Here is a 26,709-nt window from a genome sequence, read left to right as displayed (position 1 = left end):
CATGGAAGACGATGAAACTGCGTGCTGATCAGACCGGAAACCGTGGCCTCCCCATGCCGTTGTGGCTGCAGGGCGCCCTTGAAACAGCACAGGCGGCCGTCATTTCCGCGCTGGTGGTGATAGCCCCCATTGTCGCCGTCTGGGCCACTGCGGGTTTCCAGAACGGGCACTTCGAGGTATTGGCCCGCTTGGCCGGCCAGTCCTGGCTCCTGGTCCATGGCGTGCCACTGGAACTCACGGGAGCGGGGCCGGCCCCGGCAGCTCATGCCGGCTCGGACATCCTGAACCTGATTCCCCTCGGCCTGACCCTGATCCCCTTCCTGCTGGCCTGGCGCGCCGGCCGCCGCCTGGCCCGGGCCTCCTACACCGACCAGCTATGGCAGGCCCTGCTGGGCTCATGGCTGGTTTACGCCGCCTTCGGTGCAGCCACCGGTTTCGTGTGCCGCAGCACCGACGTCGTCATCAATCTCTGGTATGCCATGCTGGTGCCGCTCATTCCCTACGGACTCGGCATGGTGATCGGCGCCCGCAGGGAAGCAGGCTCCTGGAGCCGGCTCATCGGCGTCGACGCGGTGGACTGGATTTCGCGCACCAGCCAGCACTCCCGCTGGGCGGGCTCATACTTTGGCTCTGCCGCGAAGGCCGGCTTCGTGGCCGTGGTGTCGGCCCTTACCTTGGCCGCAGTGCTGCTGGCCGTGGACCTGTTCATCCACTGGAACCTCGTGGTTTCTGTCTATGAGGCGCTCGACGCCGGTCCGGTAGGAGGCGCCGCCCTCACCATCGCGCAGCTCGGATTCCTGCCGAACCTGGTGGTTTTCGCCCTCGCCTGGACCTCAGGCGCCGGTTTCGCCATGGGCGTGGGGTCCCAGGCGGGGCCGCTGGGCACCGCGGTGGGGCCCATGCCATCCGTTCCGGTCCTGGCGGCCATCCCGTCCGGCCCCATGGACTACGCTTTCGTGGCGTTGCTCGTACCGGTGCTGGCCGGCGTCGTGGCCGGGTGGTGGTTCCTCCGGGAAGGGGAGAACCACTTCGACGAATGGCTCGCCATCAAGATCCATGCACGCTGGTTCACCGCCACCGTTTCCACCCTGGTGCTCGGGGCACTCACCGGGCTGGCCGCCGGGGTGTTGACGATGTGCCTTTCCTGGGTGGCGAGGGGGTCCGCGGGAATCGGCCGACTAACGGATATCGGACCCGACCCGCTCTGGACCGGCCTGTGGGTGGCGGCCGAGGTCGGCATCGGCGTCGTCATTGGCTACGCGGCCGGGCCGTGGCTGGAACGTGAGGAAAGCGGGGCCGCGGAACGGGACGCCGAACTCGTCAGCTAGGCGCTTCGCCGGCGCGCTAACCCACTTTGGTGGGTAAGACATTTTGGAACTGCGTCACGCACGCATTAGTCGCCCGGTCCGTCAGCGCCCGTCCCATGCATCCTTGGTAGTCGCGCACCTGGTTGAAGAAGACCATGGCGGTCACGAGCAGCGGCACCATGACCACGGCCATCACCAGGCCCGAGATGGTGCCAACCAGGACCAGTTTGGATTCCTTCAACCGGATGGCCCTGACCAGCAGGGAGATCCCCAGGGCCAGGCCGGCTGCCGTGAGGACAGTTGCCAACCACAGGTAGTTGACGTCCAACTGGTAGACGAACAGAGCGCCGAGGACCGAAACCAGGAACATCCGGAACAGGGCAAAGGTCTTGGTGCGGGAGGCCTTTGCTGCCTCGCTGAGCGGGGGTTTGGCCTCTTGCTGGACGCCCCGGCCCGGTTGGCTGTTCATGTTTTCCAGCGTACGCGAGCGTGCACCTAAGCTGGACCAATGCGTATCGTCGTCCTCGTCTCTGGCACCGGGTCCAATCTCCAAGCAGTCATCGACGCCGTCAAGGCGGGGGAACTCGGCGTGGAAATCGCCGCGGTGGGGGCCGACAGGGAGGGGACCTTCGGCGTCGAACGTTCCGCCGCGGCAGGCATCCCCACGTTTGTGGTGGACTTCAGGTCGTACCGGGACCGCGCGGACTGGAACGCCGCGCTGACCGAGGCCGTGGCCGCCTTCAAGCCGGACGTGGTGGTGTCCTCCGGCTTCATGCGGATCGTCAGCCCCGAGTTCATTGACGCATTCAAGGGCAGGTACCTGAACACCCACCCCGCCCTGCTGCCGGCCTTTCCCGGGGCCCACGGCGTACGGGATGCCATGGCCTACGGCGTGAAGGTGACCGGCTGCACCGTGCACTGGGCTGACGCCGGCGTTGACACCGGGCCCATCATTGCCCAGGAGGCTGTGACCATCGAGGACTCGGACACTGAGGAGACGCTGCACGAGCGCATCAAGGTCGTGGAGCGCCGGCTGCTGGTGTCCACCCTGGCCGCCCTCGCCGCAGACCCCTCGTACGCGTAGCGGTCCACCCTATTGGAGGCGGCGCTTCCGGGTTTCCGGGGAGAAGAAAGCCATCCACAGCACCGACAGCAGCACCAGGGCACCCGCCAGCGCAAAGGACGTGGCGAGGCCCAGTTCCGGCCAAAAGTAGTTGGCGAAGATCAGCGGCCCAAAGCCGGCGCCCAGGCGGGAAAACGTTGATGCCCAGCCAAAGCCGCTGCCCCGCAGTTCCGTGGGGTAGAGCTCGGAGACGTACGCATAGAGCACCGGGATGGCCACCTGCACCACGAACCCGAAGACCAGCAGCCAGAACACCGCGGCCGTGGGAATGTCCACCACGAACGCCACGATCACCAGGGTCAGGGCGGACAGCGGTCCGGTGATGGCCAGGATCCACTTGCGCCCCACACGTTCCACGAGCAGCGCTGCCGCCACCACGCCGAGGAAGCCGACGGCGGCCATGGACGCCGTGGTGACGAACGCCTTGTACTCGGCGAATCCGGCGCCGATCAGGATCCTGGGCATCCAGGTCAGGGACAGGTAATAGACCAGCAGGATGCTGAAGAACAGGGCCCAGGCGGCGGTGGTGATTTTCCAGTTGAACTGCCAGACAGAGCGCAGCTGGGTCCAGGCGCTGCCGGCCGAAAGCCTCGGGGCATCCTTGGCATCGGGCAGGCTGTAGGCCCGGGCTTCGGCGCCTGTGGCCACCACCAGCCCGTCAATAATCCTGGCCGCTTCTTCCCGCCGGCCCTTTCGGATCAGGAACAAGGGGGACTCGGGGACGCTCCGCCGGACCCAGAACACCAGCAGGGCCGGGAGCACCATCACCAGCATGGTCAGTCGCCAGTCACCGTTCAGGGCCACCAGGCCGGCCGAGACGAACCCGGCCAGGGCCGCGCCAATGGGCCACCAGCCGTCCATGGCCGTCAGGACCTTGCCGCGCTGCTTCCGCGGCGTGAACTCACCCACCAGGGCGTAGTCCACCGGAATGCAGCCGCCCAGTCCGAAACCAGCCAGGAACCTGAAGATGCAGAACCACATGAAGTCGGGTGAGAAAGCGCCAAGTACGGTGAAGATGGAAAACAGGAGCAGCGTGGCCGTGAACGCCTTTTTGCGGCCCACGGTGTCCGCAATGGTTCCCCAGGCGAACGCCCCGAGGGCCATCCCGATCAGGTTGGCCGTACCCACCCATGCGGCCTCGCCCGGTGTCAGGGCCCAGTGCGTGGACAGCAGCGGGATGAGGATGCCGTTAAGGGTCACATCCCAGGCGTCGAACATGAAGCCGAGGCCCCCGATCAGGAATATCCTGCCCTGGACTTTCCATCGCCAGGGCAGTTCCTGGACCACCTGTTCGCCGCTGGGCACAGTGGTGTAAGTATTCATCGCCGCCTCCTGGTGAAGACTCTATCCGGGCCCGCGGACGTTCACACTCCGGAGCACACAGGGGGTAACCGCTGCCTTCGCGATAAACTGGCCGTATCCCCACCAACCGCGGCCCTGTTCCGCGAGATAAGACGGAGACATTTGTGAGCTTCACGCAGCATGAGCGCGTATCCATTGACCGTGTACCCATCCGCCGGGCCCTCATCTCGGTGTACGACAAAACCGGTCTGGAGGAACTCGCTACGGGCCTGCACGCGGCCGGCGTGAAGCTCGTCTCCACCGGTTCCACGGCCAAGAAGATCGCCGCCGCCGGCATCCCCGTGCAAGAGGTTGAGGAAGTCACCGGTTCCCCGGAAATGCTGGATGGACGCGTCAAGACGCTGCACCCCCGCGTCCACGGCGGCATCCTGGCCGACCGCCGCGTCCCCGCCCACATGGAGACGCTCGAAAGCATGGACATTGAGGCTTTCGACCTGGTGGTGGTGAACCTCTACCCGTTCGTGGAGACGGTGAAGTCCGGTGCCGCGCAGGACGATGTCGTTGAGCAGATCGACATCGGGGGCCCCGCCATGGTCCGCTCTGCCGCGAAGAACCATGCCGCCGTCGCCATTGTGGTGGACCCGACCTTCTACGGTCAGGTGGTTGAGGCCGCTGCCGCCGGCGGCTTCGACCTGAAGACCCGCCGCCGCCTCGCTGCCAAGGCGTTCGCCCACACCGCCGCGTACGACAACGCAGTGGCCACCTGGACCGCCAGCCAGTTCCTGGATGAAGACGGCGACGGCGTCATCGACTGGCCTGCCTACGCGGGCCTCTCCCTGGAACGCTCGGAGGTCCTGCGCTACGGCGAGAACCCGCACCAGCAGGCGGCACTCTACGTGGACAAGGCTGCGCCGGTGGGCATCGCCCAGGCGGACCAGCTGCACGGCAAAGCCATGAGTTACAACAACTTCGTGGATGCCGACGCCGCCCTGCGCGCCGCCTACGACTTCAGCGAACCCGCCGTCGCCATCATTAAGCACGCCAACCCCTGCGGTGTTGCCGTCGGCTCCGCGGACGCCGCCGACCCCATCGCCGACGCACACGCCAAGGCCCACGCCTGCGACCCCGTCTCCGCATTCGGCGGCGTCATCGCGGCCAACCGCACCGTCACCGCCGGCATGGCCAACACCGTCAAGGACATCTTCACCGAGGTCGTCATCGCCCCCGGCTTTGAACCCGAGGCCGTGGAGATCCTGTCCAAAAAGAAGAACATCCGCCTGCTTGCCCTCCCCGAAGGCTACGGCCGGTATCCGACGGAGTTCCGCCAGGTATCCGGTGGCATGCTGGTCCAGGTCAGCGACAAGGTGGACGCCGACGGCGACAACCCCGCCAACTGGACCCTCGCCGCCGGTGAGGCCGCGGATGAGAAGACCCTCGCAGACCTCGCCTTCGCCTGGACCGCGTGCCGGGCCGCGAAGTCGAACGCCATCCTGATTGCCGACAACGGCGCAGCCGTGGGCATCGGCATGGGCCAGGTGAACCGGCTCGATTCCTGTCGCCTGGCCGTTGAGCGGGCCAACACGCTGGGCGTGGAGGTTGCCTCCGACGTCGACGGCGCCGGCGGCGCCTCGAATGCGGACGCGAGCGGCGCACCTGAGCGCGCCCGCGGTGCCGTGGCGGCTTCGGACGCGTTCTTCCCGTTCGCCGATGGCCTGCAGATCCTGATCGACGCCGGTGTCCGCGCCGTAGTCCAGCCCGGTGGCTCGGTCCGCGACGAGGAAGTCATCGCGGCAGCCAACGCGGCCGGCATCACCATGTACTTCACCGGAGCCCGGCACTTCTTCCACTGATCGGCTGCATCGATTGCTCCCCACGGGTACGGAGCAATCGATGGCGGATTGAACCGACGACGGCGCCCGTCCCCTGAGAAGGGGACGGGCGCCGTCGTCTGTTGTGCGGTTAGTGCCGGGCCGCCGGGCCGGGGCCGGGTTCCGGAAGTTTTACCTCCCGGGGCCGGGCTTCAGCCATCCGCTCCTCGGTCCAGTATTCGAGGACTTCCTCGCTGGACTGTTCAAGGTCGACATGGCTGACGGGGTCCTGGTCCGGTGCGGGTTCTTTAGGATTTCGCTGCATTGGTGTACGTGGCCTCGATAACCGAGCCCCAGTAAGGGCCGTACATGACGGCGGAGCCGTTGTAGCCGTAACTGTTGATCGAGTTCTGCAGCCCGTCGGACCCGATGCCGATGAACCACGGACCGCCCGAGGAACCGCCGGTCATGTCGCACGGAATGCCCTGGGTGCCGAACTGCGGGTTGTTGGGATCGTTGCTGGCCGTGCCGGTGCAGCTCCACAGGGACGTGCCGTCGAACGGTGAGGCCTGCGGGTAGCCGTAGGCCGTGTAGGTCAGGCCGCGGGCCTGGTTAAAGGCAGTGCCCGAGCCGCCAACGACGTCTGTCAGCTTCTGGCCGTTCAAGGGGTTCATGACCGCGAAGCCGGTGTCATAGGTCATGTCCCCGGTTGAAACCCACTGGGTGGGGGCGTAGAGGGCCTTGGCGGTCCACTTGCCGTAGGGGGCTGCGCCGTTGTCGTAGGCGGGCACGAAGACGAAGTTGGTGGCGTAGGCGCCACTTTCGTTAACGCAGTGTCCGGCCGTTGCCACAGTGCTGCCGTTCGCGGAGGAGACGGCGTTGCCCGAGCACACGTAGTTGGTTGTGCCCATGGTGAAGAAGACCTTGCCGATGTGGGCGACGGGGTTTTCACTCTTGGCGATGGTGGGCTTTCCCTTGGTTCCCTTGGTGGTGGAGGGCTTGCCCTTCTCCACCACGGCGAGGCTGGAGCGGTTGCCGCGCTCGAGCGCCTTCCCTGCAAGGGTGTCACCTGGAAGGGCGCTTTGCATCCGTTCGGGGGTCCAGTAGTCAGCTGCTCCGCCGGCGTCGACTGAGATGCTGGCAACCGAGGGATTCGACGTACCGTCGGACGGTGCGGGGGTGGCGGAAGCCCCGCCGGCGGACGTAAGTGCCAGCACCGCGGCTGCGGAGAAGGTCAGGAAGCCGGATGCCAGGGACCTGGTACGTGTCATTGTTGTCCTGTCTGAACGGGGTTGGGCCCGGGATCGGGAGTGACTTAGCGAACTTATCGCCGCGCGCGGCGTTTGTACACACTCGTGACCAATCATCAGGCGGCACGAGCCGGGCGGCCGCCCGGTACCGCCCCACCTCTGGCAACGGCGGCGGTGCACCCGGAAGCGTGCCGTCGTCGGGCGTTCTCCATCGCTGTAATGCTGCTCTCACCGGGGTAATCCGGGAGGCCCGTTAAGGTTCAAACCGGCGTCCTCGGGTAAGTTGTACTTGGTGAAATAGACAAAGATTTCACAACCAAGCCGACCTTCAGGGAGACGCCCGCGCATGTCCAAGATTATCTACACCCACACCGACGAAGCGCCGATGCTGGCTACCTATTCGTTCCTGCCCATCATCGAGGCCTTCGCTTCGACTGCAGGTGTGGAGGTGGAGACCCGCGACATCTCGCTCGCCGGCCGCATCATTGCCGTGTTCGGTGACTACCTCACCCCGGAACAGCAGATCGGTGACGCCCTTGCTGAACTTGGTGAGCTGGCGAAGACGCCGGAAGCCAACATCATCAAGCTGCCCAACATCAGCGCCTCCATCCCGCAGCTGAAGGCGGCCATCGCCGAGCTGCAGGGCCAGGGCTATGCACTGCCGGATTACCCGGACAACCCCACCTCGGACGAAGAGACCGCCATCCGCTCCCGCTATGACAAGATCAAGGGCTCCGCCGTGAACCCCGTCCTGCGCGAAGGCAACTCGGACCGCCGTGCACCGCTGTCCGTCAAGAACTACGCCCGGCAGAACCCGCACTCCATGGGCGCCTGGACCGCAGACTCCAAGACCAACGTGGCCACCATGGGCCAGGACGACTTCCGCTCCAACGAGAAGTCCGTGGTCATCGAGGCCGACGGCACCATCGCCATCCAGCTGGTCCGTGAGGACGGCTCGGTCAAGGTCCTGAAGAAGGCCTTCCCCGTCCTGGCCGGCGAGGTCATCGACGGCACCGTGATGCGCGCCGCCGCCCTTGACGAGTTCCTCAAGGCCCAGGTGGCCCGTGCCAAGGAAGAGGGCGTGCTGTTCTCCGCGCACCTGAAGGCCACCATGATGAAGGTCTCGGACCCCATCATCTTCGGCCACGTGGTGAAGGCCTACTTCTCCGAACTTTTCGAGACCTACGGCAAGCAGCTTTCCGCCGCCGGCATCAGCCCCAACAACGGCCTCGCCGCCATCCTGAGCAGCCTCGAGGACCTGCCGGCGGATGTCCGCGACGGCGTCCAGAACCTGATCAAGAAGGGCCTGGAAGATGGCCCCGCGCTGGCCATGGTGGACTCCGACAAGGGCATCACCAGCCTCAACGTGCCCTCCGACATCATTGTCGACGCCTCCATGCCGGCCATGATCCGCACCTCCGGCCACATGTGGGGCCCGGACGGCAAGGAAGCCGACACCCTGGCCGTCCTGCCGGACAGCTCCTACGCCGGCATCTACCAGGTGGTCATCGAGGACTGCCGCGCCAACGGCGCCTACGACCCCACCACCATGGGCACCGTCCCGAACGTTGGCCTGATGGCCCAGGCCGCCGAAGAGTACGGCAGCCATGACAAGACGTTCGAAATCCAGGAAGCCGGTACGGTGCAGATCGTTGACGGCAACGGCAACGTCCTGATCGAACACGACGTCGTCCCCGGTGACATCTGGCGCGCCTGCCAGACCAAGGACGCCCCCATCCGCGACTGGGTCAAGCTGGCTGTCACCCGCGCCCGCGCCTCGCAGACCCCCGCCGTGTTCTGGCTGGATGAGGAGCGTGCCCACGACGCCAACCTCATCGCCAAGGTCAACGAATACCTGAAGGACCACGACACCGAGGGCCTGGACATCCAGATCATGTCCCCGGTCAAGGCCATCGCCTTCACCTTGGAGCGGATCCGCAAGGGCGAGGACACCATCTCCGTCACCGGCAACGTGCTCCGCGACTACCTCACGGACCTGTTCCCCATCCTGGAACTGGGCACCAGCGCCAAGATGCTCTCGGTTGTGCCGCTGATGAACGGTGGCGGCCTCTTCGAGACCGGCGCCGGCGGTTCCGCCCCCAAGCACGTCCAGCAGCTGCTCAAGGAAAACCACCTTCGCTGGGACAGCCTGGGTGAGTTCCTGGCCCTTGCCGTCAGCTTCGAGCACCTGGCCACCACCACCGGCAACGCCCGCGCCCAGGTCCTCGCAGACACCCTGGACCGCGCCACCGGCACGTTCCTGCTCGAGAACAAGTCGCCCAGCCGCCGCGCCGGCGAGTTGGACAACCGCGGCAGCCACTACTTCCTGGCCCGTTACTGGGCTGAGGAGCTGGCCAAGCAGACGTCCGACGCCGACCTTGCCGCCGCGTTCAGCTCGGTCGCCAACGAGCTTTCTTCCAACGAGGAAACGATCGTTGGCGAGCTGGCTGAAGTCCAGGGCTCGCCAGTAGACATCGGAGGATACTACCGCCCGGATGACGCCAAGGCCTCCGCCGTGATGCGTCCTTCCGCCACCCTCAACAAGGTCATCGCCAGCCTGGCCTAGCCGCCGCGGCTTCGGCAGCAATGAAAGGGGCGGTGCTCCGGATGATTCCGGGGCACCGCCCCTTTGCATGTCGGCGGATGGGTGCAGGTCAGTTCTTGCCCTTGCCCTTGTCGCCGCCGCTGTTCTTTGCGCCGCCGCTGCCGGAACTACCTTGGGCGGGGGCAGGCTGGGGCACGGGCGCATCCGCCGTGGCGGACGCGCTCTGCGCCGCTTGCTGTGCTGCTGTCCGCGCGTCCTCGGCGGCCTTGGCGGCAGCCTGCTGGGCGGCAACGGCCTCGTTGAGGTCTGCCCTGACGGCGCTGGCGACCGTGGTGATGCTGCGGCTCCGCTCCTCGGAGACCTGGCCCTTCGCCGTTGCCGCCGAGAGGTCGGATTCAAGCCCGTCCAGCGCCTTCAGGGCCGAGACAGGATCGTCCTGCGAGGCCGCCTGGGTAACCTCAAGTACCCGCGCCTGGAACTGTGTGGCGGCCTCCCGCTGCAGGCCGGAACCGGGCGAGGCACACGCGCCCAGGAAACCGGACACAAGCAGCGCCGCGGTGCCGGCCAGGGCAAACCTCGCCATTGTGGTCGGGTGCAACGTCACGGGGCCACGCTCTTTTGGAGTTCCTTCAGATGGTCACCCAAGGTGCCTGTGACCGTGGGATAAGGGACGACGTCGGCGGGCCGGGCGGAGACGCTGATCATCACCGCTGCCGCAGCAGCGGCAACCACCAGTACGCCGAGGACCACGGCCAGCCAGATTCGCTTGCTCCACAGGAACCGGCGCAGCGAAGAGGCGCTCTTCTTTACAGGGCGCCGCGCGCTCCCAGGGGCAGCCGCTTCCCGCAGCTCATCCATCGATTCTTCGGCAGTGATGGACGGCGGGTGGAAGGGCATGGCGGGCAGCACCCGGGTGGTCTCCGCAGCCAGTTCCCCGGGGGTGGAGGCGGGCGAGACGAGGGCCTGGCGCAACGAGGTCTCGATGTCGGCAGCCGTTGGCCGTTCAAGCGGCTCGATGGACGTCATGGAGCGGATGAGCTCAGCCCATTCGGAGGGCACGTCGTCGGGAATTTCAGGGGCGCGGTGCAGCCGCGCCACAGCCGATTCCACCGCACTGCCGGGATACTCCACGGTGCCCTTAATGCACTCGAGCAACACCAGCCCCAGCGAGTAAATGTCGGTCGCGGGGGACAGGGGCTTGCCGAGTGCCTGCTCGGGGCTGAGGTAGGCGGCGGTGCCCACCATGGTCCCGGTGGCAGTGAGCCTGGTGGAATCCACGATCCTGGCGATGCCGAAGTCCGTGAGTTTCGGGCGCAGCGGCTCGCCGGGACGGATCTGGACCAGCAGGATGTTGCCGGGTTTAATGTCGCGGTGGATGATGCCCAGGCCGTGGACGTAGGCCAGGGCATCGGCGATGCCGGCACCGATGACGGACAATTCTTCCAGGGGCACCCGGCTGTGCCGGATGCGGCTGCGGAGGTCTTGTCCGTCGACGAGCTCCATGGTCAGGAAGGGCCGGGGTTCGTCCGGGATCCGGTCATCAATCCCGGCGTCGAAGAGTGTGACCAGGCCGGGATGGTTGAGCGTGGCAAGGAGCTGGATCTCGGCTTCCTGGCGCTTGAGCTCGTCCGCGTCCGGGGCCTGCGGAGCGAAGAGTTTCAAGGCGACGTCGCGGCCGAGGTTTTCGTCGCGGGCGCAGTACACCGATGACATTCCGCCGCGGCCGATTACTTCGCTCAAACGGTAACGTCCGCCGACCACTTCATTCTTGATGGAGCTAGGCGATTCCGCCACCATGACCGTTCCTCCCGGTGCGCTGCGGCACTGTCGTACCCCAAATTATACGAGGGGCGCGGTTAAACCACAGATTTGGCGGTGTGCATGCCAACGGTCCGGCGGTGTGTTGAAGCATTTCCGCCGGACCATTGGCTACAAGGACATGTGTGCTGATGACATGTTTTGTGTTGTGCTCAGGTTTGTTCCGGGTGGATGTCCTCCTCTCGCCGGCCCGCGCGAGGCAGCCCTTTCAGGCGCCTCCGCGCGGGCGCTGCCTATTGAAAAACGAACCCCTAGGAGACCTTGCGTTTCCGGAGCACCAGAAGTCCTGCCACCAGGAGCAGCAGTGCCAGAGGCGCCAAGGATCCATCCCAGCCGGTCTTGGCGAGGCCGGTGTTCGCGGTTCCCGTGGTGGCGGGGGCGGAACGTCCCTGCGCGGGGTTGCTGAGCGGGACAGTGACAGGTGCGATGGCTCCGCTGACGGCCCTGGAGCCTGCGGACGCCGGGACGTCGCCGGAGGCAGCATTGCTTGCGCCGGGGGTGCTTGTTCCCGGATCAGCTGTTCCGGCGTCTCCGGCGGTGCCGTCTGTAGTCCCGGTGCCGTTGGTGCCGAGGCCGACGTTGACGTCGGCTGCGGCTGCGAGGTCGGTGGTGCCGGTTTCGGGGGTGGTGGCGGTGCCGAGGTTTACGGTTGCGCCGAGGTCGGCGGTTGTGCCGTCCGTGGTCCCGGTGCCGTTGGTGCCGAGGCCGAGGTTGACGTCGGCTGCGGCTGCGAGGTCGGTGGTGCCGGTTGCGGGGGTGGTGGCGGTGCCGAGGTTTACGGTTGCGCCGAGGTCGGCGGTTGTGCCGTCTGTGGTCCCGGTGCCGTTGGTGCCGAGACCGAGGTTGACATCCACTGCAGCGGCGACGCCCGTTGAGCTGGACGGCGTTGGGCCACCCGGCAGGCCCAACGACGTCGAGTCAGCGGGCGCCGCCGAGATCAGGGCGGACGCGGAAAGATCCGTCCCGCTGGTTGTGTCCGCCGCGTTGGCGGCAGCGCAGCCAAAGGCCAGAAGGCCGCCGGCAAAGAGGGTGCAAAGCAGCCCCCTGCGAAGGGTGCAGTTCATGATGGTGACTCCTGAATGGTTGATGTTGTTCGGGCGCTGATCAGCTGCCCGTAAAGCCACGTGCTGCCCGTTAGAGGGCAGGCGGCCTCAACTAGTCAGGGGAAGAACCGGGGTCGAATGACACCGGCGCAGGGGCGTGCTCGAAGGTCTCACCGGCGGGAACAGCGCCGGGACGTTCAAAGCCAAAGTAGGCAGGGCTCAGCCATGCTGCGGCACCGGCTGCACCGCCGGATGATGCACCGCTGCCCGTGCCGGATGCCGGTGCGGCAGGAACCTGGGCAGGCAGCGGTGCCGGATCGACGGGAAGGGGCTGTCCTGAAGCGGGCCCAGCAGGGACAGACATGCCAGCCTGCGGGGCAGACGTGTTCGCCAAGGCTGCGCTGCGTACCGTCACAAAGCCAGCGCTGCTGCTGCCGGCCGGCGCCGTGGGCAACGCCCCTGCTCCCTGATCCGCTTCCGGGAGCATTCCCGGTACATCCGGAAGCGCTTCCAAGGCCTCGGGCCCAGCTGCGGGAACAGGAGCAACCACGGAAGGCAGATCTGCCAGCACGGCGTCGACGGTCGGAACGGGAAGCGGAAGCGGTGTTGCGGTGGCACGGGTCAGAAGATCAGCAACCGGTTGGAGTGCGGGTTCAAGTGCCGGGACGGCCTCGGCTGCAGGGGCCGCAACAACCTCCGCCACCCCGGCCGCTATCTGGTCGGCCATGCCACCAACTGCAGCGGAGCCAGCGGAAACGCTTCCCGCCGGACCAAGCTGGTCCACCACGGGAACCGTGGAAATGGTGGTGTACCCAGCCTCGGATACCGGCGGTGCCACCGTCTGCACCAGTCCGGGTGCTGCAGCAGGTCCGGCCGGAGGGGCCACTGGGGACGCCGGATTCGCAAGATCGTGGGTCATTGCTGAAACGGAGCCGGTCACGTTGCCGAGCAGGGGCGGGGAGCCAGGACCGGAATCCGCCGACGCTGTGGCTGACGACAGCGTCAGCCACAAGACTGCGGCCGCTCCGGCGAGGAGCGCAGGGCGCAGGGCACACCATGGCGAACTCCTTCGAGCCATGCGTACCACCCCCCAGTGACCGGCGCAATCGATGCTGCCTACAGGGTAGGACCGGGCATTCCGGGAAGTCTAGGGGTTGGCGCAAACAATCTGGGAACTCCGCCCCAAGCCCTAGCGGTTGTCGTTCGGGTAGGTGACGCCCAGCTGCGCGCGAACGCCGTCGAACAGCCGCATGGTGTTCAGTGAATCCTCCAGCGGCATCACCGGGCTCTCCGTGAGCCCCTGTTGAACGCACCTCATCACTTCGCGCAGCTCGTAGGTGTAGCCCTTCCCGACGACGTCGAACGTTTCCGTCCGGCGGTTCTCCCACCCGTTGGCGATGATGAGTTCGCGCGGACTGTTGATCGACCCAACGCTCTGCAGGAACCCCAGGCTTCCGGCAACGGTGGCGGTACGGGGCCCATGCGCCAGCAGCGATGAGGTGAGCTGGACCTGGGCCGCGTGGCTGTAGCCGAGGGTCATCGCGTTCTGGGCGTCCACGCCGTCGTCGTTCACGAATCCGGTGGCGCTCACGGTCTGCGGAAAACCGAGGGTCCCCAAGGCCCAGAGAAGCGGATAAACCGACAGATCCAGCAGCGCACCCCCGCCGTCTTCGCGCGCCCAGAGCCGGGCGGTGGGGGAGTACGGTGCAGGAAAGCCGAGGTCGGCGCTGATCCAGTGGATGTCGCCCAGTTCACCCGATGCGGCAATTTCGAAAGCCCGCTGCATTGACGGCAGGAACCGGCTCCAGACCGCCTCCATCAGGAAGAGCTTGTGTTTGCGGGCGACGTCGATGAGTTCGGCCGCTTCCCGGGCGTTGATGGTGAAGGCTTTTTCGCACAGCACGTGCTTGCCGGCGTTGAGGGCGGCGAGGACAATCTCGTGGTGCTGCGCATGCGGCGTTGCGACGTAGACGATGTCCACGGCGTCATCGGCGAGGAGCCGTTGGTAGCCGGGCACGCCGTCGTCGTCCCCGTAGGCTTTCTCAAAGTCGTAGGCGACAGCAAACGCGTCCGCAGAGTCCTGGGCCCGGGAACTGACCGCGTACAGCCTGGCGTCCTGAAGCAACGCAAGATCTTGTGAGACGGCGCGGGCAATGCTGCCTGTTGCGATGATTCCCCAGCGCAGGGGCGTTCCGGTGGCGGAGCGGGGGTCCTGGTCAGGCTGGCCGGTCAGCCATGGCGTGGCGATGGGAGCAGTCATAACTGCCATCCTGTCACAGCGCGCTGCGGGGTGGGGGAGTGCGCCGCCACGGGGGAGGACGGCACCAGCACAACGGGCCCAAGGCGGGGCGCGGTGCCCCGCCTCGAGCCCCGGACGCCTCAGGCAGAAGCGGCGACGGCGGCCCGGCCGCGGACGGGTTCCTCCGTCAACTTGCCCTGCTGGAGCCGGAAACGGCGGTCGGTCTTGTTGGCCAAGGCGCGGTCGTGCGTGACCACCAGGATGGTGGTGTTGTGGTCCCGGCTCAGCGAACTGAGGAGCTCGATGATGTGGTCGCCGGTTTGCTCGTCCAGGTTCCCGGTGGGCTCGTCGGCCAGGATGAGCTTGGGTTCGTTGGCCAGTGCCCGGGCAATGGCCACGCGCTGCTGCTCGCCACCGGAGAGCCGGTTGATGCGCCGCTCATGCTTGGAAGGGTCCAGCTGGACCTGCTCCAGCAACTCCTTTGCCCGCTGCAGCCGGGCTGCCTTGCGCATGCCGGCGAACTCCATGGGCAGCATGACGTTGTCCACTGCCGATAAGTTGGGGATCAGGTTGAACTGCTGGAAAACGAAACCGATATCGCGCCGACGGTACTCGGTCAGCTTTGCGTCGGGCATCCTGGCGAGGCTGACCCCGTTGACCAGCACGTCACCGCTGGTGGGCTTGTCAAGCGCGCCCAGGAGGGACAAGAGGGTGCTCTTGCCACTGCCGCTCTTGCCAACAATCGAGGCAAGGGTTCCTTGCTCCAAGGCGAAGCTGACATCGTTGACCGGCTTGATGGTGCGGTCACCGGAGTTGAAAGTACGGATCAGGTTCTTGACTTCAATCATGGCTATTCTCCTCGCAGGACTTCGACGGGACGGATACGCGCCGTGAGCAGCGCGGGAACCAGGGCGCCGACGATGGCGACGCCGAAGACGGCCGCAATGCCACCGGCGATGACTCCCGGCGATGCGCTCGCGGTCACGGAGTTCAACAGCTGGGAGGCGCCACCCAGGGGACCGCCCTGGCCACCGGGGAAGCCACCGGCCCCGCCCGGGAATCCGCGGCCGGTGGTTGTGGCCGCCGTCGTGGTGGTGTTGCTGCTGATCAGGGCAGAGGCAATGCCGCCGCTGGCGAATGATGCGATACCGGCTCCCACCGCGCTGCTCAGTGCGGCGAGGACCAGTGCTTCCAGCACGAACTGCAGTCCGATGGTGCGGTTGGGTGCCCCGATAGCCTTCAGTACGCCGATCTCGCGGCGGCGCTCGCGGACCAGCATGACCATAATGAGCAGGATGATCAGGCCTGCCGTGCCAAGGGCGGCGATGAACGCGATCAAGGAAATGTTCTTGACGCTGTCCAGGGAGCTGACCGCCGTCTGCAGGTTCTGGCCTTGGGTGACGTCAGCCTTGTCGGTGCCGAGAGCCGATTGCAGCGCTGTCTTGGTGGAGGCCACATTGTCCATCGAGTTGACCGTGACAATCATGCTGGACAGCTCATTTTGCGTCCCGGCCAAGGTCTGGGCAGTAGGCAGTGTCACGTATACGGCGTTGTTGCCGAACGCGGTGCCTGCATCGAACAGTCCCGCCACTGTGTAGGCCTGGTCATTGATGGTGAAGGTGGAACCGATCGTGAGGTTGTTCTTCTCAGCCAGTGTGGTGCCGAGCAGCGCGCTGGTCGAAGCGGCTGAGTAGTTTCCGAGTCCGGAGCCCTGCGTGATGTTCAAGGCTTTGCCCGTGGTGTCCACCTCTGCGCCGATCCCCGTGGCAGTGATGGGCAGGGACCTGACGGCCTGGGTGCCCCCGGTGGAACCGGTGGTTCCGTTGGCCTGCTGGTTACGGTTGCCCAGCGTTCCGGCGTCCACCGCAGCGGTCAGGCTGGTGGTCAAGGTGGTTGCCGACTGGCCGCCGGGGCCGCCCTGCCCGCCCCCGGGACCCGCCTGGCCTGTCTGGCCAGCGGCTGCCTGCGCTGCGGCTTCAGCGGCATTGCGGAGGCGGAGCGATGAGGTCCCGACGACGGCACTGACGTTGGGCACGGCAGCGGCGGCAGCTGCCTGGTCGGCGGTGAGCGGCTCTCCGCCGCCTTCGAAGCCTTGCCCACCGGCGGGGTTTACGGTCAGCACCGTGCCCACGGAGGCGTTGAGCTCCTGCACTTTCGCTCCGACCGCTTGGTTGGCCACCAGCATGGCCAGAGCCAGTCCAATGGCGACGGCCAGCACCGCGACAACAGCTGCGGTGCGGACCTTGTTTCTGAAGGCATTGCCTACGCTTCGGGCAAGGACGCTCACGTTACTCCTAGGACTCAGGTGCCGGCGCGGAGAGCCGGCTTCGAATCAACCTTCCCCGGGCATGCTGTGCAGGAATCCGGCCAAAGCTGTGTTTGTGCTGTGAAGTGCTATTGACAGCTTTGTCACAGAAGTACTAAATATTAAGAATCTCCTCAGAAAGCGTTTTCTGACTCGAGTCGTAACCCATCCGATGCACGACGTACCAAGGCATGTGGTTCTATTTGGCATGCCGGAAACCAGGCCAATGACGTCCCTGAAAATGCTTCGACCCTTCCCCTTAGCGCAGCGGTGTCTGCCGCGTGTCGCTGCGTTCTCCACTTCCGTCCTCTGCGCGCTGGCCGTCGGAATTGCTGTGGCAGCTCCCGCCCCGGCCACCCCGGCGCCAGCTGGCGGCGGCATCATCCGTGCTGATGATGCGGCACCCACTGGCTGGGCCGCCGTCGGAAGCGGTACCAATGGCGGCGCCGGCGCACCTGCCGCAAACACCTATGAGGTGAGCACACTTGCCGGGCTGAAGGCTGCGCTGGCCAACCATGGTGAGCCCACGGCGCCGAAGGTGGTTTATGTCAGCGGCACCATCGACGGCAACCAGGCACCGGACGGCCGCATCCTCGGGGAACAGGATTACGCGCCCGGATACGACATCACCAAGTACATGTCCTGCTTCGGGCCGGAGGGCAAGGAGTGGAGCGACCAGGCCTTCGATTACTGCAAAAAGCAGCGCCAACTGCGCCAGACGGGCAGCAACAACATGAAGCGGCAGATCGAGGTCAGCATCCCCAGCAACACCACCCTCGTTGGGGTGGATGGCGGCGCTGGCTTCGTGGGTGCCAACATCGTGATCCTTAGCGCCTCGAACGTGGTCATTCGAAACCTCAGCATTGAAGCGCCCGTGGATTTCTTCACCACATGGTCTCCCGACGACGGCGACGGAGCCTGGAACGCGCGCTTTGATGCTGTCTCTTCAGTGACGTCCAACCACGTGTGGATAGATCACGTCCACCTGTCCGACGGCAGGTTCCCCGACAGCGAGGCGCCGATGGGCTTCCGGAACAAGCCTGCCAACCGGCACGATGGACTGCTGGACCTTAAGGACGGCACCGATTTCGTCACCGTTTCGAACAGCAGCCTGTCCGACCACGACAAGACCATGCTCCTGGGATCGGGTGATGAGCACGTGGACAAGGACGGCGGGAAGCTTCGTGTCACATATATCGGAAACCTCTTCGAGAACATCCAGCAGCGCGGACCGCGCGTACGCTTCGGCGAGGTCCATGTGGTGAACAACTACTTCGTTGGCAGCACGGATGATCCCGAGTACCCCATGATCAGCGAAGGGCAGGGCGGCCACAGCTACTTCCTCGGCGCCGGATATGAATCACGAATCTTTTCAGAGCGAAATGCGTTCGAATACACCGGTCCCGGGGCTGACCAGAGCGTCATGGTCAGCAGCTACAACGGCAACCGCTTCAGCGATACCGGGTCCTGGTTCAACGGGGCCGAAGCAGACCTGAATGCCATAGCCCGTGCCTCCTTCGACCAACATCGTGCGCAAGCCCTTGCCGAAGCAGAAGAGACCGGAACTATTGCCCCGGACTGGACCGGTTGGGACTTCACCACGGATGTGGGCTGGAACCCCGCCGACGCCTACGCCTACAAGGCGTTTACCACCCCTGCGGCCGTGAAGAACCACGCGCTGCAGTTCACCGGTCCGGGAGTGCTCCGGGTCCAGCGCTAGGCAGACGCAGGAAAGCCCGGCCCCACGAAGGGACCGGGCTTTCCTGTAGCCGGTTTTACGCCGGCTGTTGCACGGGTGCTACTTGGTGATCGGGCCGAGTACGGGGTCGTCCGTGTAGGCCGTCTTCACGTTGGCGGAGGTCACGATGACCGGCTCCAGCAGGTAGGCGGGTACAACCTTGTTGCCGTTGTTGTAGGACTTGTCGTCGTTGACCTCAGGCTTCTTGCCGGCCTGCAGGTCCTTGACCATGGTGATTGCGTGCTCAACGAGCTTGCGGGTGTCCTTGTTGATGGTGGAGTACTGCTCGCCGGCGAGGATGGACTTGACCGACTCAACCTCGGAGTCCTGGCCGGTGACCACCGGGATCGGCTTGCCTGCGGCCTTGACGGAGGTCAGGATCGCGCGGGCCAGGGTGTCGTTGGGGGACAGGACGCCGTCAACGTTGGCGCTGCTGTAGCTGCCGCTGAGCAGGGTGTCCATGCGGCGCTGGGCGTTCTCAGCCTTCCAGCCCTGGGTTACGGCCTGCTCGAAGCTGGCCTGTCCGGAGACAACCTTGAGGGTGCCGTCGTCGATCTTGGGCTTCAGGACGCTCATGGCGCCGTCGAAGAACACCTTGGCGTTGGCATCGTCCGGTGAACCCGCGAACAGTTCGATGTTGTAGGGACCGGACGGCTTCTTGGCCTTGAGGCCGTCCAGCAGGGCCTGGCCCTGGAGAACGCCGACCTTGAAGTTGTCATACGCCACGTAGTAGTCCACGTTGGCGGTGTTCAGCAGGAGGCGGTCGTAGGCGATGATGGTGGCGCCTGCGTCCTTTGCCTGCTTGAGCTGGGTACCCAGCTGGGAGCCGTCGATGGCGCCCACGATGATGACCTTGGCACCCTTGGTGACCATGGCGCTGATCTGGTTCTGCTGCTCGGAAACGCCGCCGTTGGCGAACTGGACGTCAGCCTTGAACCCTGCGCCGTTCAGGCCGTCGTTAAACAGCTTCTCGGCCAGGACCCAGTTCTCACTGGTCTTCTGCGGAAGCGCGACGCCGATGGAGGAGTTCTGGTCGAATCCCGCGGCACCGCTGCTGGAACCACCGGAGGGTTCCGAGCGTCCACAGCCCGTCAGCGCCAGTGCTGCGATGGCAGCAACCGCTGCGGCCTTCCCTGCTTTACCAAACATTCGCATTGTTGGTTCTCTTTCTTTGTGTGATGGAACAGTATTCAGGCTGCAAACTTCAGGCTTCCCTGGCGATCGCTTCCTTGGTGGAGGTTGTTTCGTCAGGCTGGATGGGGCCGCTGGGGCCGGCGGTGTTGCGGTTCATGTTCCGGGTCAGCATGCCGATGATGGACCGCTTGCCCTGGGACTTGTTGTAGACGTCGAAGGCGACGGCGATCAGGAGGACCAGGCCCTTGATGATCTGGGTGAGGTCGGCGCCGACGCCCAGGAGCTGCAGGCCGTTGTTGAGCACGGCCATGACCAGGCCACCGATGATGGAGCCGACCACGGTGCCCACGCCGCCTGTCACTGCCGCGCCGCCGATGAAGACAGCGGCGATGGCGTCCAGTTCCCAGCCGACGCCGTCAAAGGGGCCGGACGCGGTGGAGCGGCCCACGAAGATCATGCCGGCCAGCCCGGCCAGGATGGACATGTTCATCATGACCAGGAAGTTGACCTTCTTGGACTGGACGCCGGACAGTTCGGCTGCGTGGCGGTTGCCACCGACAGCGTAGACGTGGCGGCCAACGACGGTGCGCGAGGAGATGAAGCCGTAGATCAGGACCAGGACGGCCAGGATCAGGCCGGGGATGGGGAAGGACGTGCCGGGCCGGCCCGTGGCGAACAGGTACGTGGCGTAGAGGATGGCGGCGCAGATCAGCACCAGCTTCACCACGGTCACCCACATTTCGGGGACGCCGGCGCCCAGCGCCTTGGCCCGTGCCCGGGCCCGGAGTTCACCTACGACGACGAAGACCGCAACGGCGATGCCCATCAGGAGTGTCAGGTTGTTGAACCCGGTGTCCGGTCCTACCTCGGGGAGGTAGCCGGAGCCGAGGTACTGGAAGTCTTCCGGGACGGGAATGGTGTTGGACTTGCCTACGAACTGGTTGAAGCCGCGGAACAGGAGCATGCCTGCCAGGGTGACGATGAAGGCCGGAATGCCCACATACGCTGTCCACAGGCCTTGCCAGGCTCCGATCAGGGCTCCGAGCAGCAAGCCCAGGAGCACGCCCGCATACCAGGGGATTCCCCAGTCGCGGATGGCCAGGGCGACGCTGACCCCGACAAACGCCGCGACCGAACCGACGGAAAGATCGATGTGGCCGGCGATAATCACCAGGACCATGCCGATCGCCAGGATCAGGATGTAGGAGTTGCCGTTGAAGAGGTTGATGACGTTGCCGGGAGTGAGGGTGCGGCCGTCGGTGAAGATCTGGAAGAAAATGATCAGCGCAACCAGGGCGAAGATCATGCCGAATTGGCGGGTGTTGCCGCCAAACAGCTTTTTGAGGGCGTTCATGGTGTCAGTCCTTGTGTCCGGAAGGTTCTGGGGATTGCCAGAAGGTCAGGCGGCTTTTCGGGTAGCGGAGGTCATCAGTTTCATCAGGCTTTCCTGGCTGGCCTCGTCTTTGGTCAGGACACCGGTGATGGCGCCTTCGAAGATGGTGTAGATGCGGTCGGACAGGCCCAGGAGCTCGGGCAGCTCCGAGGAAATAACAATGACGCCCTTGCCCTGGTTGGCGAGCTGCTGGATGATGCCGTAGATCTCATACTTGGCGCCGACGTCGATGCCGCGCGTCGGCTCGTCGAGGATCAGCAGGTCGGGGTCCGTGAACATCCACTTGGCGAGGACCACCTTCTGCTGGTTGCCGCCGGAGAGCTTGGCGACACCTTCCTCGACGGAGGGCGTCTTGGTCCGCAGCGACTTGCGGTACTGCTCCGCAACCGTGAATTCCTGGTTGGCGTCCACCACGAAGTTGTGGCTGATCTTGCGCAGGTTAGCCGCCACGGTGGTCGTCTTGATGTCATCCAGGAGGTTCAGGCCCAGCGACTTGCGGTCCTCGGTGACGTAGCCCAGTCCGGCGTCGATGGCCTGCCGGACGTTCTTGAGGACGACTTCCTTGCCATCCTTGTAGATGTGGCCGTCGATGAAGCGGCCGTAGGACCGGCCGAAGACCGAGCGGGCCAGTTCGGTGCGCCCGGCACCCATGAGCCCGGCGAAGCCGACGATTTCGCCACGGCGGACAAAGAAGTTCGAGCCCTTGCAGACCAGGCGGTCCTGGATGGCCGGGTGGCCAACAGTCCAGTCCTTGACCTCGAAGAACACCTCGCCGATCTTGGGTGTGTGGTCCGGGAACCGGGATTCCAGTGTCCGGCCCACCATGCCCTTGATGATCCGGTCCTCGTCCACGCCGTCCTTCTTGACGTCCAGCGTCTCGATTGACTTGCCGTCGCGGATGATGGTGATCGAATCGGCCACCTGCTCAATCTCGTTGAGCTTGTGCGAAATGATGATCGACGTGATGCCCTTCGCCTTCAGGCCCAGCATCAAATCCAGCAGATGCTGGGAGTCGGATTCATTAAGGGCTGCAGTGGGCTCGTCCAGGATCAGGATCTTCACGGACTTGTTCAGCGCCTTGGCGATTTCCACCAGTTGCTGCTTGCCGACGCCGATTTCCTTGATGGGGGTGTCCGGGTCATCCCGGAGGCCTACCCGCGCCAGCAGGTCCAGCGACCGCAGCCGGGCCTCGGCCCAGTCGATGACGCCCCGCTTGGTGGGTTCGTTGCCCAGGAAGATGTTCTCCATGATGGACAGCTCGGGGATCAGCGCCAGTTCCTGGTGGATGATGACGATTCCGGCATGCTCGCTGGCCCTGATGTCCTTGAACTGCTGGACCTGGCCCTGGTACACGATGTCACCGTCGTAGCTGCCGTAGGGGTAGACGCCCGAGAGGACCTTCATGAGGGTGGACTTGCCGGCGCCGTTTTCGCCGCAGATGGCGTGGATTTCGCCGGCCCTGACCCGGAGGCTCACGTTCGACAAGGCTTTAACGCCGGGGAATTCCTTGGTGATGGACCGCATCTCAAGGATGATCGGATCCGTATGCGTGGTCTGGGACGTCATGAGCCCTAACCCTCCAATGCAATGACTTCTTTGTCCGGCCGGCAAAGCGCAGGGCCGTCTGAACCAAAAGTAAACTGGATCACAGCTGTTGTCGTCAAGTCTTTAACGCAATTGCCGGATAACGAAATGGTCTACGAGCGTCGGATACCTGCATGCTGGAACACCAAAGCCGCCGCCCCCAGGGCCTCGGCGCGGTCGCCCAGCGAGGACATGGCCAAGGTGGTTGTTTCGCCGATCACCGGCACGGCGTGCCGGATCAGCCCCCTGCGGATAGGGTCCAGCAGGATGTCGCCCAGGCCTGCCAGCGGCCCGCCCACCACGATGACTTCGGGGTTGATCAGATTGGCCACGTTGCCCAGGGCACGCCCCACCGCCAGGCCTGCGTCGTCCACCACGCGGAGGGTTGCCGAGTCCCGGTTTAAGGCTTTCCTGACGATGTCGGCGGGCGTCAACGGCCGGTCCTCGCCGCGGCTCAGGAGCTCGATCATGGTGGTGGTGGACGCGATGGTTTCCAGGCATCCGCGGTTCCCGCACCGGCACACCAGCCCTTGCTCGTGGATGGTGGCATGGCCGATTTCGCCGGTGATTCCCACGTTGCCGTAGTACGGCGCTCCGTTGAGGATCAGGCCGGCGCCGATACCGGAACCGATCTTCAGGAACAGCAGGTTGCTGACCCCCGAATGCTGCCCCCAGGTCACTTCTGACCATGCGCCCAGATTCGCGTCATTGTCCACAAACACGGGGATTCTCAAGGTTTCCTCAAGATGCTGGAGGATGTTGATGCCCACCCATTCGGGAAGGATTGCCCCCTGCGCGACGGTGCCGGTCCGCCGGTCGATCGGGCCTGGAATTCCGACGCCGGCGCCCACCATGTAGCTCCGTTCCACCCCGCTTTCCCGGAGCAGTTTCTCCAGCAGCACCACCGCCGCCTGGATGCCGTCGTCCGCCTGGTGGCCCAGCGGAAGCATCACCGACTCTTCTGCAATGACGTGGTAGCTGAGGGAGGCCAAGACCACCCGCAGGTGCCGGCGGCCGAAGTCGATGCCGACCGCAACGGCGCCATTGCTGTTGAGCCGCACGTTCAATGCCCGGCGGCCGGAACTGGTAATCGGTTCGGTGGAGGCCAAGCCGGAGTCCAGCATGATTTTGACGATGTTCGAGACGGTGGCAGTAGAAAGCCCCGTCTGCCGGGCGAGCTCCGCCTGCGTGGACGGACCCCCCATAAGGGCCTCAATGATCCGCTGCTGGTTCAGCTGCCGCAGGGCTGACTGCGAGCCGGGATTCTTGGGCTTGCTCCTCGTTGAGCGCGTGGTTGCGGACATGCTAAGAAGATTGCCCTATCGTTCCTCTTGTAGTCAAGAAGTTAACGCATAACGTCGGACGGGTGTCCGGTAAACGCGTCTGACCTCTTTTGCGAGCCGGCCGTGGGCATTCCGTCCCGCGGCAGGGGGCGGACGGGTCCAAACGACCCGTCTCCTTCCCTGCAGCGCTGGCTAGGCTGGAGGCAGTCAACAGTCCGGCCTGTCCAGTCACCACGGACAGGCATACAGAAGGTGGTAATGATGCTGCTGTCCGTCCTGCAGGCAAACGCCGCGGTCCTGGACGTTGAGGCGAATCTCCGGACCATTGACGAGGCTGCCAACCGGGCCGCCCGCGCCGGCGCCGGCCTGCTCCTGACGCCGGAGCTGTTTCCGGTGGGCTACGCCCCACTGCGGCTGCGCAGCGAACTGGACCCGGCAACCCTTCCCGCACTCCGCGAAAGCCTCGCGGGGATTGCCCGCCGCAACGGGATTGGCCTCGTTTACAGCCTCCCGGCCGAAGCCGCCGGTGGCGCAGGTGACGGCGCTGCCGCCGCCCAAAAGGGCAACGGCTCCCGGTACATGGACCGCGCGGGCGGTCCCGGCTGGCACATTTCCGCGTCCCTGGTGGACGCCACCGGCGCGGAACTTCTTCGGTACGCCAAGGTGCACCTCTTCGGCGACGAGGAACGCAAGGCATTCGTCGCGGCCAGCGAGCCGCCCGCCGTCGTCGACTTCCTCGGCATCCGCACCTCATTGCTGATCTGTTACGACATCGAATTCCCGGAAGCCGCGAGGGCCGCAGCCGCGCGCGGCGCGGAACTGCTGCTGGTGCCCACCGCCTTGTCCGCGGGCTATGAGGCGGTGCCCCAGGTCCTTGTCCGCGCACGTGCGCTGGAAAGCCAGCTCAACGTGGCCTATGCCAACCACTGTGGCGCCGAGGATTCCTATACGTTCGGCGGGGGAAGCGTGGTGGCGGGGCCGGATGGCGGCGTGCTGGCTGCGGCGGGCACTGCTCCGGAACTGCTGTTCGCCACCGTGGGCACGGAGGCTGTCCGCGCCGCCAGGAACGACGTGCCCTACCTGAGGGAGCGCCGGCCGGAGCTGTACCGCGCGTGGGAGGCCGGGCTTGCGTCCGGCCCGGCCCAGTCCGCGGATCACCGGGCCTAGCTGCCCGCCGTCGGGCCGGTCAATGCGTCCGCGTACTGCAGTGCAATCCACAGCTCTGCCCGCACCTGCGCCTGGTTCAAGTCCATCCCGAGGAGGTCTGCAAGGACCCCGACCTGGCGCCGCACGCTATTGCGGTGAAGTCCCAGCAGCTTGGCGGAGCCGTCCCAGCTGCCGTTCTCGGTAAGCCAGCCGCGAAGCACCGCCAGCAGCGGATCGCGCCGGTCCGGTTCCAGGGACAGCACCGGATGAAGGAGCCGTTCCGCCAGCATGGTCCCTGCTTCGCGGCCCAGCAGCCCGGCCACCGACCATTGAACCTCGTCGGCGCGGACGCTTTGCCCGCTCCTCTGCACGCGGCTCCGCAGGGAACCCGCATCCTGATATGCGGCGGCAAGGCCGGTGAGTTCGGTGGGTTCGCCGACCACCAGGCGCCACCCGAGCTTTTCGACCTCGGCGAGCAGGGAGTCGTCCACCTTCAACCGGGTCACTGCAGCGAATCCGTAATCGGTGATTTCCACCAGCTTGGTATCGAACAGGCGCCGCCACTGGAGGAGCTCCCGGACCGGGCTGTCCCCGGCGGGCCACTCCGGTGCGTCCATCTTGATGCCCTGCACCACGCGCATGGCCGCGGACCGGGTGGAGGACAGGCTCTGCGCCATCAGGTCCCTGAGTGCGTTCAGGTGCCTGGCGCTCCCGCTGGTGAGGCTTTCGGGGTGCAGAAGCACAGCCGTAGCCAGCTGGCTGGGTGCCAGCGAACCGCTGGTTCGCTGCCGGACCAACAGTTCGAGGAGTCCGACGGCGGACTGGACCACGTTGTTCTGTGCCGGCGTCAACGGTGCGTCTGAACCCAGGACCAGTGCCCCCAGGTTCGCGTCCTTGGTGCTGCGCAGCGGATGGCCAACCACCAAGGCCGAGCCCGGCAGGTCAAACCCGTCCATCTCCACCCGGGGGCCGCTGCCGGAGAACAAGCGTTTGAGCATGGGTTCCAGCAGGGAAAGCTCGACGGCGGGGCTGCCGCCGCCGCTGGTGCCGCGGGCCCGGACCCGGCCGTCCGCTCCCACCATCACTGCCCAGACGGGCACGCGCTGCACCAGCGCCGCCAGCAGTTCGTGTTCCGGCCTGGGGGAGAGGACTGCGCGCATCAACTGCCGGTTGGTTTCCGCCAGTTGCCGGAAGACCCGCGCAGTATCGGACTCCAGCAGCTGGGAGAATTGGAGGCCGATGGCCGCGAACGGGAGCGATTCCGGTACTTCGAACAAGGTGAGGTTGTGGTGCCGGCACGCATCGATGACCACGTCCGGGACGGCGTCGAAGTAGGGCCTGATTCCGAATCCCAAGGCCGCTACCTTGGCGTCTACCAACCGCCGGACATACGCGTCCGCGCTGGCGGGCGCCCCGCCGTTGCCCAGGAAGGGAAGGCCGGCGGTCAGCAGGAACTCACCCTCGGGCAGGTAGGGCGTCGGATCCTCCAGCTCACTGGGTTCCACCCAGCGCAGCAGCCGGTCGCCGCTGCCGCCGTCGTGGAGCGTCTTCAACACCGGCGGCAGTTGGTCGAGGAACTGCTGGAGCGTGACGAAGCTCAGCCGGCCGGCTGGTGCGGGCTCAGTGGGCATGGCGGACCGACCCGGCGGAGCGGCCCGCCCGGGCCGCGGTTGACCCGTGGTGGCGGTGTG

Annotated in this window: 22 protein-coding genes; 6 read left to right on the top strand and 16 right to left on the bottom strand. The window is 65.6% G+C overall.

Annotated features, from left to right (window positions below; translation table 11 throughout):
- The first annotated feature begins 11 nt into the window (after positions 1-11).
- On the top strand, positions 12-1,328 hold the full coding sequence (locus AC4EEO_RS13550; RefSeq protein ID WP_491340426.1) for a cell division protein PerM: 1,317 nt from the start codon (positions 12-14) through the stop codon (positions 1,326-1,328).
- 16 nt (positions 1,329-1,344) lie between these two features.
- Here the strand turns inward: AC4EEO_RS13550 and AC4EEO_RS13545 are convergent, their stop codons facing one another.
- Complete coding sequence (locus tag AC4EEO_RS13545) at positions 1,345-1,776, bottom strand: hypothetical protein (RefSeq protein WP_133832092.1); 432 nt, start codon at positions 1,774-1,776, stop codon at positions 1,345-1,347.
- Between the two features lie 39 nt (positions 1,777-1,815).
- Between AC4EEO_RS13545 and purN the strand changes: the two genes are divergently transcribed.
- Complete coding sequence (gene purN, locus AC4EEO_RS13540; protein WP_133832093.1) at positions 1,816-2,391, top strand: phosphoribosylglycinamide formyltransferase; 576 nt, start codon at positions 1,816-1,818, stop codon at positions 2,389-2,391.
- 9 nt (positions 2,392-2,400) lie between these two features.
- On the opposite strand, the gene AC4EEO_RS13535 is transcribed toward purN, so the two are convergent.
- Positions 2,401-3,753: an MFS transporter gene (locus AC4EEO_RS13535; RefSeq protein ID WP_491339025.1), complete on the bottom strand. Its 1,353-nt coding sequence runs from the start codon at positions 3,751-3,753 to the stop codon at positions 2,401-2,403.
- A gap of 143 nt (positions 3,754-3,896) precedes the next feature.
- Here AC4EEO_RS13535 and purH point away from each other — a divergent pair, with 143 nt between their 5' ends.
- Positions 3,897-5,582 carry a bifunctional phosphoribosylaminoimidazolecarboxamide formyltransferase/IMP cyclohydrolase gene (purH, locus tag AC4EEO_RS13530; protein WP_018761964.1) on the top strand — a complete coding sequence of 562 codons (1,686 nt, stop codon included), beginning with the start codon at positions 3,897-3,899 and terminating at the stop codon, positions 5,580-5,582.
- 109 nt (positions 5,583-5,691) lie between these two features.
- Here the strand turns inward: purH and AC4EEO_RS13525 are convergent, their stop codons facing one another.
- Positions 5,692-5,865 (bottom strand): hypothetical protein, encoded by a 174-nt coding sequence (locus AC4EEO_RS13525; RefSeq protein WP_018761963.1) that lies wholly within the window; start codon positions 5,863-5,865, stop codon positions 5,692-5,694.
- Positions 5,849-6,811, bottom strand: a complete 963-nt coding sequence (locus tag AC4EEO_RS13520) for a trypsin-like serine peptidase (RefSeq protein WP_018761962.1) — start codon at positions 6,809-6,811, stop codon at positions 5,849-5,851. The genes AC4EEO_RS13525 and AC4EEO_RS13520 overlap by 17 nt, the downstream gene beginning before the upstream one ends.
- Before the next feature lie 325 nt (positions 6,812-7,136).
- Between AC4EEO_RS13520 and AC4EEO_RS13515 the strand changes: the two genes are divergently transcribed.
- Positions 7,137-9,356, top strand: coding sequence for an NADP-dependent isocitrate dehydrogenase (locus tag AC4EEO_RS13515; protein ID WP_491339024.1), 2,220 nt, complete (start codon positions 7,137-7,139; stop codon positions 9,354-9,356).
- A gap of 88 nt (positions 9,357-9,444) precedes the next feature.
- Here the strand turns inward: AC4EEO_RS13515 and AC4EEO_RS13510 are convergent, their stop codons facing one another.
- The 7 genes from AC4EEO_RS13510 to AC4EEO_RS13480 all read right to left on the bottom strand — a co-directional run bounded on the left by AC4EEO_RS13510 (position 9,445) and on the right by AC4EEO_RS13480 (position 16,722).
- Complete coding sequence (locus AC4EEO_RS13510) at positions 9,445-9,939, bottom strand: hypothetical protein (protein WP_491339023.1); 495 nt, start codon at positions 9,937-9,939, stop codon at positions 9,445-9,447.
- On the bottom strand, positions 9,936-11,132 hold the full coding sequence (locus AC4EEO_RS13505) for a serine/threonine-protein kinase (RefSeq protein ID WP_285320127.1): 1,197 nt from the start codon (positions 11,130-11,132) through the stop codon (positions 9,936-9,938). The genes AC4EEO_RS13510 and AC4EEO_RS13505 overlap by 4 nt, the downstream gene beginning before the upstream one ends.
- Positions 11,133-11,404: 272 nt before the next feature.
- On the bottom strand, positions 11,405-12,217 hold the full coding sequence (locus AC4EEO_RS13500) for a hypothetical protein (protein ID WP_491339022.1): 813 nt from the start codon (positions 12,215-12,217) through the stop codon (positions 11,405-11,407).
- A gap of 91 nt (positions 12,218-12,308) precedes the next feature.
- Positions 12,309-13,115 (bottom strand): hypothetical protein, encoded by an 807-nt coding sequence (locus tag AC4EEO_RS13495; protein WP_491339021.1) that lies wholly within the window; start codon positions 13,113-13,115, stop codon positions 12,309-12,311.
- A 270-nt stretch (positions 13,116-13,385) separates the two neighbouring features.
- A complete protein-coding gene (locus tag AC4EEO_RS13490) occupies positions 13,386-14,456 on the bottom strand; it encodes a Gfo/Idh/MocA family protein (RefSeq protein WP_018761957.1) in 1,071 nt (356 codons plus the stop codon).
- Between the two features lie 119 nt (positions 14,457-14,575).
- Complete coding sequence (locus AC4EEO_RS13485) at positions 14,576-15,283, bottom strand: ABC transporter ATP-binding protein (RefSeq protein WP_018761956.1); 708 nt, start codon at positions 15,281-15,283, stop codon at positions 14,576-14,578.
- Between the two features lie 2 nt (positions 15,284-15,285).
- A complete protein-coding gene (locus tag AC4EEO_RS13480; protein WP_491339020.1) occupies positions 15,286-16,722 on the bottom strand; it encodes an ABC transporter permease in 1,437 nt (478 codons plus the stop codon).
- Positions 16,723-17,074: 352 nt separating this feature from the next.
- Here AC4EEO_RS13480 and AC4EEO_RS13475 point away from each other — a divergent pair, with 352 nt between their 5' ends.
- Positions 17,075-18,460 (top strand): pectate lyase family protein, encoded by a 1,386-nt coding sequence (locus AC4EEO_RS13475; protein ID WP_018761954.1) that lies wholly within the window; start codon positions 17,075-17,077, stop codon positions 18,458-18,460.
- Between the two features lie 78 nt (positions 18,461-18,538).
- Here AC4EEO_RS13475 and AC4EEO_RS13470 read toward each other — a convergent pair whose 3' ends face one another.
- The 4 genes from AC4EEO_RS13470 to AC4EEO_RS13455 form a co-directional block, all read right to left on the bottom strand.
- Positions 18,539-19,633, bottom strand: coding sequence for a substrate-binding domain-containing protein (locus tag AC4EEO_RS13470; RefSeq protein ID WP_043424015.1), 1,095 nt, complete (start codon positions 19,631-19,633; stop codon positions 18,539-18,541).
- Between the two features lie 49 nt (positions 19,634-19,682).
- On the bottom strand, positions 19,683-20,966 hold the full coding sequence (gene mmsB / locus AC4EEO_RS13465) for a multiple monosaccharide ABC transporter permease (RefSeq protein WP_018761952.1): 1,284 nt from the start codon (positions 20,964-20,966) through the stop codon (positions 19,683-19,685).
- A 45-nt stretch (positions 20,967-21,011) separates the two neighbouring features.
- Entirely contained in the window at positions 21,012-22,571 is a 1,560-nt protein-coding gene (gene mmsA, locus AC4EEO_RS13460) for a multiple monosaccharide ABC transporter ATP-binding protein (protein WP_018761951.1), read from the bottom strand.
- Between the two features lie 131 nt (positions 22,572-22,702).
- Entirely contained in the window at positions 22,703-23,893 is a 1,191-nt protein-coding gene (locus tag AC4EEO_RS13455) for an ROK family transcriptional regulator (protein ID WP_018761950.1), read from the bottom strand.
- A gap of 237 nt (positions 23,894-24,130) precedes the next feature.
- On the opposite strand from AC4EEO_RS13455, the gene AC4EEO_RS13450 reads away from it, so the two are divergent.
- On the top strand, positions 24,131-25,039 hold the full coding sequence (locus AC4EEO_RS13450) for a nitrilase-related carbon-nitrogen hydrolase (protein ID WP_491339019.1): 909 nt from the start codon (positions 24,131-24,133) through the stop codon (positions 25,037-25,039).
- On the opposite strand, the gene AC4EEO_RS13445 is transcribed toward AC4EEO_RS13450, so the two are convergent.
- Entirely contained in the window at positions 25,036-26,649 is a 1,614-nt protein-coding gene (locus tag AC4EEO_RS13445; protein ID WP_109863496.1) for a PucR family transcriptional regulator, read from the bottom strand. The genes AC4EEO_RS13450 and AC4EEO_RS13445 overlap by 4 nt on opposite strands.
- Between the last annotated feature and the right edge of the window lie 60 nt (positions 26,650-26,709).

This window comes from Pseudarthrobacter sp. MOO13 (genome assembly GCF_058267655.1).
This window is presented reverse-complemented; position numbering and strand designations above follow the sequence as displayed.